The following is a 14,712-nucleotide window of genomic DNA, read 5'->3' as shown; positions in this document are numbered from 1 at the left end:
TCGCCGGATCGCTGATCAGGTCTCTGCCCGTCTCCATGCGGCCGGCAAAGCGGCGCTGGAACGCGGCGTAGCCTTCGCAGGCCACGGCGAAGTCATACCATTGCCCGCTGTCGCTCACCGGCCAGCTCAGCTCGCCGGTCTGCCCGGGTTCGACCGTCGCCGTCCATGGCCCGTCGCCGCGGTAGGCCATCGCCTTTACCGAGAACGTGCAGGCCGTGCCGCCATTGTTGTGCAGCTTGACCTGTACCTGCGGATCGTCGCAGGGCACGTAGCAGACCTGTATCTCGGGCTGGGCGCCGGCGGCCTGCAGCAGGTCGCCTGAAAAGGCGCGGTGAAAGCCGTTGGGCCCCAGCACCCACAGGTCGTACTTGCCGGCATCCGTGGACACGTCCCACGCATCTTCCAGCGACTTGCCTGCCTCGACGACATAGCGGCGCGGAATGCGGTCCAGATGCAGCTTGTCGTACACATGGAAGACCGCCGCGGCTTGCGCGGCGCTGGCGTTGGCGAACAGCAGCCTTACCCGGTTCTCGCGCGCATCCTCGCGAGCGCTGGCGTGCAACTCATAGGGCAGGGCGCGGGATGGCCGCGTGCCCTGCGCCTGGACGGCCAGCGTCTGCTGCGCGGGAATCGCGATGGCGGGCTGCGCTTCCTGCCAGCTTGTGAGGCCATCGGCGTCCGTCTTGGTGCTGCGGCCAGACAGCGTGGTCAGCGGAGCGCTGTTGGGCGACACGAAATTCAGGGCGGAGGTCAGGTCGCCGCACACGGCGCGGCGGAACGCGCTGATGTTGGGTTCCGCGACGCCGAAGCGCTGTTCCAGGAAGCGCAGCGCCGAGGTGTGGTCGAACACCTGCGAATTGACCCAGCCGCCCCGGCTCCACGGCGAGATCACCCACATCGGCACGCGCATGCCCGGACCGTAGGGCTTGCCGTCAGCAGTCAGCTGCTTGGAGGTGGCGGGCGGATAGGTGTAATACTCGAACGCCATTTCGGCGTCCGTCAGCGTGGACTTGCCCGCCAGCGTGCCATCGTCGTTGCGCGACGGCGCGGACGGCGTGGGTATGTGGTCGAAGAAGCCGTCGTTCTCGTCGTAGGTCACCAGGAACACCGTCTTGCTCCAGACCTCGGGCGATTGCGTCAGTGCGTCCAGGGCCGCCTGGATGTACCACGCGCCCTTTGCCGGACTGGAGGGGCCCGGATGTTCACTGTATGCGGCCGGTGGAATGATCCACGACACTTCGGGCAGCGTGCCGTTCATGACATCGTCGCGCAGGCTTTGCAGGAAGCCGCCGTCCGGCATGGTGTTGCCGAAGCCCTTGGCGTAGGGGCTGTACTGGTCGTCGATGGCCGGGTTGTACGCGGGGCCGGCCAGGTTGGTGACCTGGCGGTCCGCGGGCATTTTCTCGATCTCGGCGCGCCAGTGCCGGAAGCTCATCATTTCATTGCAGCCGAAGTTGTCGGGGACGTTCTGATAGACCTTCCAGGACACGCCGGCCTGCTGCAGGCGGTCGGCGTAGGTGGTCCAGGTCCAGCCTTCGGTGGACGGTCCCACGGCGGCGCCGCCGTTCATTTCATTCATCACGACCGAGACGCCGTCGCCCGTCGGGCCGTTGGTGCCGGTCCAGAAGAACAGGCGATTGGGAATCGTGCCCGCGTGCATGGCGCAGTGGTAGTTGTCGCAGAGCGTGAAGGCATCGGCCAGCGCACGATGGAACGGGATCTCGGCGGTTTCGTAGTAGCCCATCGACAGCGGCTGCTTGACGCTGGGCCATTGGTTCATGCGGCCATGGTCCCAGGCGGCCTGGCAATCGGGCCAGGAGTGCGGCGTGCTGCCCGCGCGCTGCGCGTTGCCGAGCCTGGCGTCCAGATGGTAGGGCAGTTCCTGCGTGCCGTCGCTGCGCGTCTGGTGGAACACGGACTTGCCGTTGGCCAGCGGAATCGGGAAGCGGTCGCCGAAGCCGCGCACGCCGGGGAACGTGCCGAAGTAGCCGTCGAACGAACGGTTCTCCAGCATCAGCATCACGACGTGCTTGACGTCCTGGATGGTGCCGGTGGCGCTGTTGGCTTCGATCGCCAGGGCGCGGCGGATGCTGGGCGGAAACATCGACAGGGCGCTCATGGCCGCCGTGGTTCCCAGCGTGGTCTTGAAGAATTTTCTCTTGGATGCGTCGAGTGTCATTGGCTAGTCTGTCGTGGGTTGCAGGGAGGGACCGGATGGCCGGGACTCATGGCGCGCAATGGACCGCGCAGGTTTGCGGCGCGGGCGTCGTGGGCGCAGGAGGCGGCGCCGGTTCATCCGTGTCGTCGTCGTCGCCGCCGCAGGCGGAGAGCGAGAACACCAGCGATAGCGCGCAGAAGGCCAAGAGGCCTCGTCTTGCAAGGACCAGCAAGTGGGAAGTGGTTTCCATGGGTTTGTGTGCGTGGATGGGCTGACGGCCCGCGCAGGCCGTGGCGCCGTCGCACAGGACGAGTGTCGGGCGGATGCTGCGGGCCACGAAATCGTCCGGGCCAAAGCGCCCGGACGACAGCCATCGAGTATTGGCACGCAGGATGTCGAAGAATTGACAGCGGCCTGACTATCGCCTGTCAGGCAGGTCTTTTTTGAAACGCCATGCTAGATGCGTGTCGAGGTGAAAACGAATTCAACGAGGGACTTTTGCATGAGGTAAACGCGTGCGGGCGCAGGCGTGGCGCAACGTTGCATTGCGCTGTGCGGGCTGCAGTAGCGCCCGACCCGCCGCGGCTGCGGTGAGCCATGGCGGGCCGGGCGTGCGGCTGTCACTTCCAGAACGGCTTGCTGCGCGCCAGGTCGTCGAACGCCTTCTGCGCATCGATGGCCAGTTCGTCCAGGCGCGCGCTGATCCAGCCCAGCGCGAACCAGGCCTGCGGATGCGTGGCCGTACACGACTCGTAGTAGTCCTTGGCGACCGCCAGGTCGTTGATTTCACCCAGGATGTCCTGCACCTTCGACAGCAGCTTGCGATAGCCGCGCAGCTTGCTGGCGGGCAGCAGCGATTCGGCGAATGCCAGGCCATAGCGCAGCCGCTTGCCGCGCTTGCGCAGTTCATGGCGGGTGGGGATGTCCAGCGTCGTGAAGTGTGTGCCCTGGTCGGCCACCTTGCCATGCCAGCGGTGCAGGCGCCGCGCCAGCAGCTTGTGCAGGCGCTGCGGATCGGCCTGTGGCGCGACCATCGGAATGATGGTGGGTTTCACGATGGGGCCCGCCACGCCGCCTTCGAGGCGAATGGAGGGCTCGGGCGCGGCATCGCTTGGCGTGCCGTTGGCGATGGCCTGACTGTCTGCGCCGGGCTGCGCGGGCGGCACGTCCAGCGTCCATTCCAGCAGTTCCAGCAGCCAGGCCTGGAACGCGCGTCCTCCGGCAATGGTCTGGGCGTCCTGCTCGGGTGGCGCGGCTTCCATGGGGATGACCGGCATGCCGGCGCGGATCAGCGCGGGCGCGACGGTTTCGTTCAGCACGTCCTGGTCGCGATTGGCCCCGAACGCCGCGAAGTGCGTGCGCACGCCCTGCAGCAGCGAGTCGGGAACCGGCGCGATCCAGCCGTCGAAGAGCTTCCAGGCCGAGCGCAGCCGGCGCACGCCCACGCGCAGCTGATGGACGTGTTCGGAGTTGCCGGCGCGATAGACGCCTTCGGTGTCGACTTCCGCCAGGACTGCGGCGTTGCGGCAGATCTGGTCCAGGCATTCGGCGGCGATGGCGCCCATGGCCTGGGACGGCGTCATATCGTCGCGCAACTTGACGGAAGACGCGCCGCGCGGCGCCCAGAATTGGGCAATGGCTTGCGCGCGACGCGTTTCCAGGTCGTCGCCGGGCGCGGCGTCGACGTCGGCCAGGCGCTGCGCCAGCTGGGCCAGCGCGTCGCCGCGCTCGGACTTGCTGCGCGGGTCCAGCACCAGGCCGTGGCGTTGCTGCCAGCCGCGCGCGGTGGAGAAGATGGCGGCGGGGCGGCCCGAGACCAGTTCGAATTCCAGTTCGGAGATGGGCAGTTCCAGCGCGCCCGCGCGCAGGATTCCGGTGTCATAGGCCAGTTCGATCGTGCCGTAGCGCGTGCGCACCTTGCGCAGCAGGCGCTGCACGTCGGTTTCATAACGCAGGCCCAGCTCGCCCTTGATGGCCGCCAACGCGGCTTCGACTTCGGTGCCCGCATAGACCGAAAGGTCCAGCACGGGGCCCGGCCGCGGGTGGTTCATTTCAATGCGGGAGATGGCGTCGGCGCCCGGCATCTTTAGCGTTTGCACCCAGTCGGGACCTTCCTGGCGCAGCCGGATGGCGATGCGCGCCCGCGCGAGTTCGCGCTCGGGCGTGTCGAAATACATGGCATGCAGGCGGATGCGCGTGGCTTCGCGTTGCTTGACTTCTCGAAGCACGGCCTGGCGCGAAGCCGTGGGCACGTGCAGTTTCAATTCCTGTTCCGACATGGCGGCGGGTGTCCAACGGCAAAAGCCGAGATCTTAATCAACGGAGGGGCGCGATTTGATGACGGGTCATATTTTGTTCACATTGAGGATAGACGTGTTTGCGCCGCAATAACAAGGTGGCGGCGAGGGGGCGTTTGCGCGCGGTCAGGGACGCCGGTTAGGGACGCCTGATCGGGGGCGCGGCCGGTCCGGGCTACCCCGGGCCGCGGGGAAGCGCCGTCGCGGGATGGCCCCTGGCACACGCAAAAGAAAACGCCGCCCTTTGAGGGGCGGCGCCAAGGAGCGCTGTCAGGGGAAACCGACAAGCGTAAAGCGGGGCGGCTGCGTTACAGGATGCGTTTGCGCGCCTGCGTGATGATGACCTCGGCCAGCACGACGACCACGAAGATGGCGGCCAGCACCAGCGCCACGCGGTCCCACTGGAACAGGTTCAGGGCCGTATCCAGCGCCATGCCGATGCCGCCGGCGCCGACCAGGCCGAGCACGGCCGATTCGCGCACATTGATGTCCCAGCGCAGCAGCACGATGGACCAGAACGCCGGGCGGATCTGCGGCCAGTAGGCGTACCAGATGACCGAGGCCTTGCTGGCGCCGGTGGCGGTCACGGCCTCGATCGGGCCGCGTTGTGCTTCCTCGATCGCCTCGCCCACCAGCTTGCCGACGAAACCGATGGAGCGAAAGGCGATGGCCAGCGTGCCGGCCAGCGCCCCGGGGCCGAAGATGGCGATGAACAGCAGCGCCCACACCAGCGAGTTGACCGACCGGCTGGACACCAGGATCAGCCGGGCCAGCATGTTGACGGTCTTGCTGGGCGTGAGGTTGTTGGCCGCCAGCAGGCCCACCGGCACGGCCATGAACACCGAAAGAATGGTGCCCAGCGTCGCGATGTGCAGCGTTTCGATCAGCGCGTGGTGCACGCCGTCCGGGTAGTAGGCCCAGTCGATCGGCCACATGCGGCGGAGCAGGTCGGCCATCTGTTCGGGCGCGTCATACAGGAACTCGGGTATGACTTCGACGCCGCGGATCGCCTGCGCGATCGCGGCCACCACCAGCAGGTACAGCGCGAAACGCAGCAGGCGCTGGCCCATGCTGTAGCGCTGCCAGACGCGCGGCCGGCCTGCGGGGTTCAGGGGGGAGACGTGGGCGTTCATTCGTCCACCTCCGCCTTGCGCGCCGCCGCCGGCTTGCTGGCGCCGATACCCCGCGCCCCGCTGAAGCGGCTTTGCAGGATGCGGTCGAAACCCAGGTTGTCCAGGAACACCGCCCGCACGAAGCCCGCCAGGATTTCACCCAGCATGATGATGGCGATCAGGGTCAGCAGGATGGCGCTGACGAAGTCGTAGTCGAAGCGCTGGAACGCCGAGAACAGGGTGCCGCCCACGCCGCCCGCGCCCACGATCCCCACCATGGTGGAGTTGCGCAGGTTGGAGTCGAACTGATAGGTGGCAAAGCCGATGAAGCGGGCGAACACCTGCGGCAGCACGCCAAAGATGATGACGTTGGCGAACGACGCGCCGGTGGCGCGCACCGCCTCGACCTGCTTGAGCGAGATTTCCTCGATGGCTTCGGTAAAGAGCTTGCCGATGAAGCCGATGGACGCGACGGTCAGCGCCAGGATACCGGCCAGCGCGCCAAAGCCCACCGCCTTGACGAAGAGGATGGCGACGATCACCGGGTGCAGGGCGCGGCACAGCGCGACCAGCGAGCGGGCCGGCCACGACACCCACGCGGGCATCATGTTGCGCGCGCCGAGCAGGCCGACGGGAAGCGCGAGGATGATGCCCAGCACCGACGCCAGGACCGCGATCTCGAGGCTTTCCGCGATGCCCTTCCACAAGGTGGCGGGCTTCTCGAAGTTGGGCGGGAACATGCGGGCAAGAAATGTCGACGCGTGTCCCATGCCGGATTCAAAACGGCTCCAGCTGAAGTCCAGCTGCGCGCCGGCATACAGGGTGTAGATCACCAGCAGCAGCACGCCGGCCTTGGCGCGCCCCGACATGGCGAAGGGGCGGTTGGCGCCCCGCGGTTGCATCATTCCAGCCAAGACTCGCCTCCGTAGATGGTCTTGAGCATGGCCGCGTCCAGGCCCTGGCCGTCGCCGTCATAGACCACGTGGCCGCCCGACATGCCGACGATGCGGGTGGCGTAGCGCCGGGCAAGCTCCACGTCGTGGATGTTCACGATGACGGGAATGCCCGTGGCGCTGCCCTGCGCGGACAGCAGTTCCATGATTTCGACGGAGGTCTTGGGGTCCAGCGAGGACGTGGGTTCGTCGGCCAGCAGCAGCTGCGGGCGCTGCATCAGCGCGCGGGCGATGCCCACGCGCTGGCGCTGGCCGCCCGACAGCGCGTCGGCGCGCTGGTCGGCAAAGCCGGCCAGGCCGACGGTGTCCAGCAGCTTGTAGGCGTGCTCGATGTCCTCGGGTTCGAAGCGGCGCATCCACGCCTTCACGGCCGAGGTGTAGCCCAGCCGTCCGGTCAGCAGGTTTTCCATCACGGTCAGGCGTTCGACCAGATTGTATTCCTGGAACACCATGCCGATGCGGCGGCGCGCGCGGCGCAGCGACGCGCCTCGCACGTTCGCCAGGTCCACGGCGCCATCCTGGGATTGCAGGACGATCTCGCCCTTGGTGGGTTCGATCAGCCGGTTGATGCAGCGCAGGAGCGTGCTTTTGCCGGTGCCCGAGGGTCCGATGATGGCGGTGAGCCCCTGCCCGGCGATCTGCAGGTCGATGCCGTTGAGGACCGGCCGGCCGGCCCGGTATTCCTTGACCAGGCCGGAAATGCGTAGCGACGTCGTCATGCTGGATTACTTCTTGCTCTTGGCGGATTCGCGGTCGTAGGCGGCGCGGTTGAAGCTTTCGCCGCCGGATTCGGCGACCTGGCGGACGATGGCCCAGTCCTTCTGGTAGGTCACCGGATAGAAGCGGTCGGCGCCGTCGAAGGCCTTGGACATTTCCGCGGGGAAACGGTAGTCGTAGAAGCACTTGAGCATCTGGTCGCGGAACTTCGGCTCCAGGTCGTGCGCGTAGGCGAAGGACGAGGTCGGGAATTTCTCGCTGGTGTAGATCACGCGGAAATCGGCTTCCTTGACCTGGCCGCGTTCGACCATGCGCTTGAACACATCGGAGGCCACGGCCGCGGCGTCGTAGTCGCCGGAGTTCACGCCCATGACGGACTGGTCATGCTTGCCCGAGAAGATGACCTTGTAGTCCTTGTCGGGTGTCAGGCCTTCCTTGGGAAACAGCGCCACGGGCGCCATGTGGCCGGAGTTGGACGAAGGCGCGGTGTGCGCGAGCTTCTTGCCCTTCAGGTCGGTCAGCTTCTGGTAGGGGCTGTCTTTCTTGACGATGACGATCAGGTTGTAGCCCTGGAAGCCGTCGGCGTAGCCCTTGACCGCGAACGGAATCGCGCCCGCGATGTTCACGGCGAACGCGGTGGGACCGGTCGAGAAGCCGCCCACGTGCAGGCGGCCGGAGCGCATGGCTTCGATTTCAGCGGCGTTGCTCTGAACCTGATAGAACACGACGCGCTTGCCCGTGCATTCGGACAGGTGCTTGGTGAAGGGCTTGAAGATGTCTTCGTAGACTGCCGGGTCTTCCACCGGGGTGTAGGTGAACACCAGCGTGGAAGGCGTCTTGAGCTTGGACGCGTCGGTCGGCGTGTCGGCCACCAGGTCCTTGTTCGAGTCGCAGTACATCTGGTCCAGGTCGCCCCGGTTGGAGCAGGTGTCGGCGGCCTGGGCGGCGGATGCTCCGAAAGCGAATGCGGCCAGCGTGGCCGCCTGCAAAAGACGCAAGGCTTGCATCGTGTGTCTCCTGTTGTAGGTATGAATCGAATATTTGCTGAATTCAAACACACAACTGGGGACGGCACACTTGGGAAAGTCCCTGCCTTTCTTTTCGTCTTTTGTTCGCTTTGTTCGTTTTGTTTTCGTTTGTGCGCGAAGCGCGCTTAGCCCCGGAAGCCCAGCTTATGGGAGATTTCCTGTGCGCACGCCAGCAGCGGACGCGCGATCGCGCCATCCCACGAGACATCGAACAGGCCGGTGGGGCCCAGGCTGGTCAGGGCCAGCACGATGCCGCCCGTGTTGTCGAATACCGGCACCGACAGCGCGTCGACACCGGGCAGCGGATTGCCCAGCGCGCGCGCCATGCCGTGGACGCGGATGTCGGCAAGCTGCGCCTCGATGTTGGCGCGGGACGCCTTGCGCGGGGGAGGCACGCTGGCGATGACGGCGGTGTCGCCTTCTTCGCGCGCGATGTAGTGTTCGCTGACCTTGGGCGGCAGCCAGGCCGCGAACACCAGCCCGGTGGCGGTGTGCAGCATGGACATCACCGTGCCCTTACGCATGTTCACGTGCACCGGATAGCTGGCTTCGGTCATGTGGATCATGGTGGGGCCGTGCGAGCCCAGCACCGCGATGCCCAGCGTATGGCCGATTTCTGACTGCAGCTTGGAGATCTCGGGCATGGCGATGCGCACCGGGTCCAGGCGCTGCAGGCTGACCAGGCCCATCTGCAGGGCGAACGGGCCCAGTTCGTACTGGCCGGTGGCGGCGTCCTGCTGCACCAGCCCCACGCGGATGAAGCTGACCAGATAGGGGTGCGCCTTGGCGGACGTCATGCCCGCGCCGGCCGCCAGGTCGCGCAGCGTCAGGGGCTTGCCGGCATCGACCAGCGCGGCCAGCAGCGGCACGCCCACCTCGATGGACTGGATGCTGCGGCGGCCGTCGTTGGCGGGCGCAGCGGTCTTGGAAGTAGCCACGTTGGGTAGGACCTCAGGCCGGCTGGACTTGGGATGCCTGGCGGGCGGCGAGCAGGCGGTCGGCCATTTCGACGAAGCCGGCGCCGCCATGGAAGGCGGCGACAAACGCGGGGCGGTGGGTCAGGCGGTGGAGCTGGGCCTGGATGTTGGCCACGCCGACCGAGATCGGGAAGTAGGCGAACATCGGCTCGTCGTTGGGCGAGTCGCCGATGAAGAGTGTGCGGTCCAGCGCCTGCGCGACGTCCGCGCCGAATTCGCGCTGGAACATGGTGCGGGTCATGGTGAGCTTGTCGTAGTCGCCGAACCAGCCGTTGACGTGGATGGAGCTGACCTTGGCCTGGGCGCCGGCGTCCTGGAAGATCTGGACGATCCGGCTGATCGCCGCGTCGGGCAGGGCGGGCACGTCCTCGCAGAAGTCGATGGCCAGGTCGGCCACGCGGTAGTCCTGGTCGCTGGCGACGGCGCTGCCGGGCACTTCGGCCAGCACGCGGTCGCGGATGGCGTCCAGGCGCTTGCGGCTTTCCTGGCGCGAGGCCGCGTCGGTCCAGTAGTGCGTCGTCATGCGGCGGGCCTGGCGGTCATAGGCGTAGTAGAACGCCCCGTTTTCGCCGACCACGGCGCGCACGGGCCACATGCGGGCGATGTGGTCGCACCAGCCGGCCGGGCGGCCGGTGATCGGCACCACCTGGATGCCGGCCTGTTCCAGGCGTTCCAGCGCGGCGTAGGCGTCGGCCGGCAGGCGGCCTTCCGTGGTCAGCGTATCGTCGATGTCGGTCAGGACGACGCGGACGGCCGCGGCGACGTTCAAAGGCATGGCCGCAAGGGCTTGCATGAGGTTTTTCCTTCGTTTTTTTGGGGAGTTCTCCGGGCGAAAGTTTAACCGGATGCCCCCGTCCGGACGGACCGGAAAGCGTCCGATAGGGAATCCGCCTCCAGGGGCGGTAAAATCCGGGCTTTCCCGCCTGGTTTACGTGTCACGCCATGTCCGTCCAGTTGTCCTCCCTGCCCGGCTCCGCGCCGGAATCCTTCGGCATCGCTTCGGTTGCCGAGATCATCGCCGAGCTGCGCGCCGGCCGTATCGTCATCCTGGTTGACGAAGAAGACCGCGAAAACGAGGGCGACCTCGTCATGGCCGCCGAATTCGTCACGCCTGAAGCCATCAACTTCATGGTCACCCACGGCCGCGGCCTGGTGTGCCTGACCCTGACCGAAGAACGCTGCCGCCAGCTCGAGCTGCCCATGATGGCCGCCCGCAACGGCACGCGCTACGGCACCAATTTCACGCAGTCCATCGAGGCCGCCGAAGGCGTGGAAACCGGCATTTCGGCCGCCGACCGCGCCCGCACCATCCAGGTGGCGGTGGCGCGCGACGCCAAGCCGGCCGACCTGGTCCAGCCCGGCCACATCTTCCCGGTGCGCGCCGTGCCCGGCGGCGTGCTGGTGCGCGCCGGCCACACCGAGGCCGGCTGCGACCTGACCGCCATGGCCGGCCTGACGCCCGCCGCCGTCATCTGCGAAATCCTCAAGCCCGACGGCACCATGGCCCGCCTGCCCGACCTGGTGGAATTCGCCCGCCAGCACGGCCTGAAGATCGGCACCATCGCCGACTTGATCCAATACCGCAGCGAACACGAATCCATCGTCAAGCGCGTGGGCAAGCGGTCCATGCAGACGGCCTGGGGCACCTTCGAGGCCGTGGCCTACGAAGACGCCGCCACCGGCTCCGCCCATTTGGCGCTGGTGCATGGTAATGTGACTCCCGACGCCGAGACGCTGGTGCGCGTGCATGAGCCGGCGTCCGTGCTGGACGTGCTGGATACCGGCGCAAGTCCGCACAGCTGGGGCGTGGCCCAGGCGCTGCAGGCCATTGCCGCCGCCCCGGCCGGCGTGCTCGTGCTGATGAACTGCCAGTCGTCCACGGAACACCTGTTTGGCCAGATTGCCGGCTGGAACGACCCGAAGGCCCAGTCCAATCCGGCCACCGCCGACCGTTTCGGCCTGCGCACCTACGGGATTGGCGCCCAGATTCTGCGCGACCTGAATGTGGGCCAGATGAAGCTTCTGGCCCGGCCGCGCAAGATGCCCAGCATGGCGGGCTTCTCGCTCACCATTACGGGTTACGATTGCGACCCGCAGAATACTCCCGCAACACACTGAAGGCCGACAAATGAACCCTTACATCCTCACCCCCGACCTGAACGGCGAAGGGCTGCACATCGGCATCGTACGCGCCCGCTTCAATGAAGAAATCGGCCAGGCCGAACTCGAAGCGTGCCTGAAGGAACTGGCCGAACTCGGCGTGGACGAGCGCGACGTGATGGTCGCCACCGTTCCCGGCGCGCTGGAACTGGGCGTGGCCCTGTCCCACATGGCCGAAACGTTCGAGTTCGACGCCCTGATCGCGCTGGGCGCGGTCATCCGCGGCGAGACCTATCACTTTGAAGTGGTCAGCAATGAAATGGCCACGGCAATCACCCGCATCTCCCTCGAAACCGGCATCCCCGTCGCGAACGGCGTGCTGACCGTCGACACCGACGAGCAGGCGCAAGCCCGCGCCGCCGGCAAGGGCCGCGACTGCGCCCAGGTGGCCGTCGAAATGGCCAACCTGGTGGCGGCGCTGGAACCCGAGGAAGAAGACGAAGACGAAGACGACGAGGACGAAGATTTTGACGACGAAGAAGACGACGACCAGCGCTGATAGCGCGGCGCAGGCCCGCGCCAATGCGCGCAGCGCGCGCCGCCGTGCACGCGAATTTGCGCTGCAGGGCGTGTACGCGTGGCTGCTGCGCGGCGGCGAAGGCACGCAGGACGCCGGCGAGATCGATGCCCATCTGCGCGACACCGAGGATTTTTCCGAGGCCGATGCGCAGTGGTTCAAGACCTTGCTGCACGGCGTGCTGCGCGAAGCGCCCGCCCTGCGCGAACGTTTCACGCCCTACGTCGACCGCCCGCTGGCCGAACTGTCGCCCGTTGAACACGGCATCCTGCTGATCGGCAGCTTCGAACTGATCCATCACGTCGAAGTGCCGTACAAGGTTGCCATCAACGAGGCCGTCGAACTGGCCAAGTCGTTCGGCGGCACCGATGGCTTCAAGTTCGTCAACGGCGTGCTCGACAAGCTGGCCGCCGACGTGCGCGCGCACGAGGTCCAGGCCGCGGCGCAGCAACGGCGATAGCTACTAGACCCACCCCCGCAGCGCTGCGCGCTCTCCCCTGGGCGGGCCCCCCTGGGCGGGCCCCCCTGGGCGGGCCCCCCTCAAGGGGGCGCCGCTGCGGACTGGCGGAGCCGGAACCGCGCGGCCCCGCTGCGGGGCACCCGTGAAAGTGCAACGGCGATCTTCAAGCGCCGCTTAGTGGAGGCGCGGTGGCGTCTGAATTTGATCTGATTGCGCGCTACTTCACGCGTGCCGCGCCGGCCGGTTTGCTGGGCGTTGGCGACGACTGCGCGCTGTTTCCTGTTCCACTCGGTGAACAGGTGGCCACCAGCACGGATTTGCTGCTGGAAGGCCGGCATTTCTTTCCCGACGTCGATCCCAAAGCGCTGGGCCACAAGGCCCTGGCGGTGAATCTTTCTGACCTGGCTGCCATGGGCGCGCGCCCGATCGGCTGCGTGCTCGGGTTGGCGTTGCCCCGTCTGGACGAGCCTTGGCTCGCGGCCTTTGCTGAAGGGTTCCATGCGCTGGCCGACGTCCATGGCTGCCCGCTGATCGGCGGCGACACCACGCGCAGCGCGCATGACCTGGCGATCAGCGTGACGGTGTTCGGCGCGGTTCCGCCCGGCCAGGCGCTGCGCCGCGACGGGGCGCAGGCGGGCGACGACATCTGGGTGTCCGGCCAGCTGGGCGCGGCCGACGTGGCCTACCGGCTGCTGGACGGGCAATACCCGGCTGACGCCGCGCTGCTGGCCGCCACCCGCGGCGCGTTGGAATGGCCTGAGCCGCAAGTGGCGCTGGGTCTTGCGCTGCGTGGCATCGCCCATGCGGCGATCGACCTGTCCGACGGCCTCCTGCAGGATCTGGGCCATATCCTGGCCGCCAGCCGCGCAGGCGCCTGCCTGCGCTTCGCGGACCTGCCCATGGCACCCGCATTGACGGGCCTGGATGCCGCGTCCGTGCGCCGCGCGCTGCTGGGCGGGGGCGACGTCTATCAATTGTGTTTCACCGCGCCGTCGTCCCGGCGCGACGCCGTGCTGGCGGCCGCCGCGTCTGCCGGCGCCCGTGTGACCCGCGTGGGCGAGATCCTGCCGCAGCCCGGCACGACCGTCCTGGATGCGCAAGGCCACCCGCTGGCCGACCTGCCCGCGGGCTTCGATCACTTTCCCGCGGCCTGATCCGCGGCCTCCTGTCGTTTGCAGACTCAATACCCATGCCTTCCTCCGATAAGCCGTCCACTTCCATGCGCGATCGCACACGGGCCGCGTACCCCGCACTGTCCTGGGTCTGCCGGGATCCGGGCCGCCTGATCGCCTTCGGGTTCGGCAGCGGACTGATCCGGCCGGCCTCGGGAACCTGGGGCACGCTGCTTGCGTGGGCCATCTGGGTCGCGGCGGCGCCGGCGGCGTCCGACCTGGCCATCGGCGTGTTCCTGGCGCTGGCGTTCCTGTACGGCTGCTGGGCCTGCCATCGGGTGGGGCGTGAACTCCGGCAGGCGGATCATGTCGGAATGGTCTGGGACGAGATGGTGGCGTTCTGGCTGGTGCTGTGGCTGACGCCGGCCGGCTGGATGGCCCAGACGCTGGCGTTCGTGCTGTTCCGCACCTTCGACATCGTCAAGCCGCCGCCCATCAAGTTCTTCGACGCCCACGTCAAGGGCGGCTTTGGTGTCATGTGGGACGATATCGTGGCGGCCGGCTATGCCTTGCTGGTGATGGCGCTGGTGGCCCGCACAGGAGTCTTGGGATGAACGATCAGCAAGAAGGCGCGCGGACCAACATGTCGGCCGCGCAATTGTCGGAAGCGACCATCCTCGGCCTGTCCGAGCGGCTGGGCGATGTGCTGCGGCGCCAGGGCTGGATGCTGGGCACCGCCGAGTCCTGCACGGGCGGCCTGCTGGCGGGCGCGGTGACGGCCGTGGCCGGTTCCAGCGAATGGTTCGAGCGCGGCTTCGTGACCTACAGCAACGACGCCAAGGTGACCGAGCTGGAGGTGTCTCCCGAGACCCTGCATCACTTCGGCGCGGTCAGCGAACCCACGGCGCTCGAAATGGCCAACGGCGTGCTACTGGCGGTGCCGGGCGCGCACGTCGCGATGTCGACCACGGGCATCGCCGGCCCGGGCGGCGCCACGCCGGGCAAGCCCGTGGGCATGGTGTGCTTCGGCTTTGCCATGCGGGTGGGCGACGGCATCAGCAGCCGCGCGGTGACGCACGTGTTTCCCGGAGATCGGGCGCAGGTGCGCCAGGCTTCGGTGGAATTCGCTTTGCGCAGCGTGCTGGCATTCATCGGAGCGCCGATCAACCGGCGCTAAAGGGGAAGGGCCCCCACGCCGCACTCGCTTCGCTCGCTTGCTGC

General features: G+C 67.4%; 15 protein-coding genes. 6 read left to right on the top strand and 9 right to left on the bottom strand.

Translation table 11 applies throughout. The features are described 5' to 3' along the window. From ABE485_RS20715 to ABE485_RS20675, 9 genes are all read right to left on the bottom strand, one after another. A partial coding sequence (locus ABE485_RS20715; RefSeq protein ID WP_346517149.1) for a phosphocholine-specific phospholipase C occupies positions 1-2,179 on the bottom strand: 2,179 nt, incomplete at its 3' end. Between the two features lie 46 nt (positions 2,180-2,225). Next, entirely contained in the window at positions 2,226-2,408 is a 183-nt protein-coding gene (locus ABE485_RS20710) for a hypothetical protein (protein ID WP_346517148.1), read from the bottom strand. A 370-nt stretch (positions 2,409-2,778) separates the two neighbouring features. After that, positions 2,779-4,437: a CYTH and CHAD domain-containing protein gene (locus tag ABE485_RS20705; protein ID WP_346517147.1), complete on the bottom strand. Its 1,659-nt coding sequence runs from the start codon at positions 4,435-4,437 to the stop codon at positions 2,779-2,781. Positions 4,438-4,763: 326 nt separating this feature from the next. Further along, positions 4,764-5,588 carry a phosphonate ABC transporter, permease protein PhnE gene (gene phnE, locus ABE485_RS20700; protein WP_346517146.1) on the bottom strand — a complete coding sequence of 275 codons (825 nt, stop codon included), beginning with the start codon at positions 5,586-5,588 and terminating at the stop codon, positions 4,764-4,766. After that, entirely contained in the window at positions 5,585-6,472 is an 888-nt protein-coding gene (phnE, locus tag ABE485_RS20695; RefSeq protein ID WP_430795451.1) for a phosphonate ABC transporter, permease protein PhnE, read from the bottom strand. The genes phnE (ABE485_RS20700) and phnE (ABE485_RS20695) overlap by 4 nt, the downstream gene beginning before the upstream one ends. Next, positions 6,469-7,239 (bottom strand): phosphonate ABC transporter ATP-binding protein, encoded by a 771-nt coding sequence (gene phnC / locus ABE485_RS20690; RefSeq protein WP_346517145.1) that lies wholly within the window; start codon positions 7,237-7,239, stop codon positions 6,469-6,471. The genes phnE (ABE485_RS20695) and phnC overlap by 4 nt, the downstream gene beginning before the upstream one ends. A gap of 6 nt (positions 7,240-7,245) precedes the next feature. After that, complete coding sequence (phnD, locus tag ABE485_RS20685) at positions 7,246-8,244, bottom strand: phosphate/phosphite/phosphonate ABC transporter substrate-binding protein (RefSeq protein ID WP_346517144.1); 999 nt, start codon at positions 8,242-8,244, stop codon at positions 7,246-7,248. A 146-nt stretch (positions 8,245-8,390) separates the two neighbouring features. Beyond that, positions 8,391-9,203: an IclR family transcriptional regulator gene (locus ABE485_RS20680; RefSeq protein WP_346517143.1), complete on the bottom strand. Its 813-nt coding sequence runs from the start codon at positions 9,201-9,203 to the stop codon at positions 8,391-8,393. A 13-nt stretch (positions 9,204-9,216) separates the two neighbouring features. After that, positions 9,217-10,035 (bottom strand): HAD-IIB family hydrolase, encoded by an 819-nt coding sequence (locus ABE485_RS20675; RefSeq protein ID WP_346517142.1) that lies wholly within the window; start codon positions 10,033-10,035, stop codon positions 9,217-9,219. A gap of 149 nt (positions 10,036-10,184) precedes the next feature. Between ABE485_RS20675 and ribBA the strand changes: the two genes are divergently transcribed. The 6 genes from ribBA (at position 10,185) to ABE485_RS20645 (ending at position 14,668) form a co-directional block, all read left to right on the top strand. Then, entirely contained in the window at positions 10,185-11,360 is a 1,176-nt protein-coding gene (gene ribBA, locus ABE485_RS20670; protein WP_346517141.1) for a bifunctional 3,4-dihydroxy-2-butanone-4-phosphate synthase/GTP cyclohydrolase II, read from the top strand. Between the two features lie 10 nt (positions 11,361-11,370). Next, the gene (ribH, locus tag ABE485_RS20665; protein WP_108005873.1) at positions 11,371-11,901 is read left to right on the top strand and encodes a 6,7-dimethyl-8-ribityllumazine synthase; all 531 of its coding nucleotides are present in this window, start codon (positions 11,371-11,373) and stop codon (positions 11,899-11,901) included. Next, positions 11,870-12,379 (top strand): transcription antitermination factor NusB, encoded by a 510-nt coding sequence (gene nusB, locus ABE485_RS20660; protein WP_056325438.1) that lies wholly within the window; start codon positions 11,870-11,872, stop codon positions 12,377-12,379. Before ribH ends, nusB begins: the two co-directional genes overlap by 32 nt. A gap of 188 nt (positions 12,380-12,567) precedes the next feature. Then, positions 12,568-13,533, top strand: a complete 966-nt coding sequence (gene thiL / locus ABE485_RS20655; protein ID WP_346517140.1) for a thiamine-phosphate kinase — start codon at positions 12,568-12,570, stop codon at positions 13,531-13,533. A gap of 65 nt (positions 13,534-13,598) precedes the next feature. Then, positions 13,599-14,105 carry a phosphatidylglycerophosphatase A family protein gene (locus tag ABE485_RS20650; protein ID WP_346517150.1) on the top strand — a complete coding sequence of 169 codons (507 nt, stop codon included), beginning with the start codon at positions 13,599-13,601 and terminating at the stop codon, positions 14,103-14,105. Next, entirely contained in the window at positions 14,102-14,668 is a 567-nt protein-coding gene (locus ABE485_RS20645) for a CinA family protein (protein ID WP_346517139.1), read from the top strand. Before ABE485_RS20650 ends, ABE485_RS20645 begins: the two co-directional genes overlap by 4 nt. Positions 14,669-14,712 lie beyond the last annotated feature (44 nt).

The sequence above is a fragment of the Achromobacter spanius genome (assembly GCF_039673305.1).
Taxonomy (GTDB): Bacteria; Pseudomonadota; Gammaproteobacteria; order Burkholderiales; family Burkholderiaceae_B; genus Achromobacter; species Achromobacter spanius_F.
This window is presented reverse-complemented; position numbering and strand designations above follow the sequence as displayed.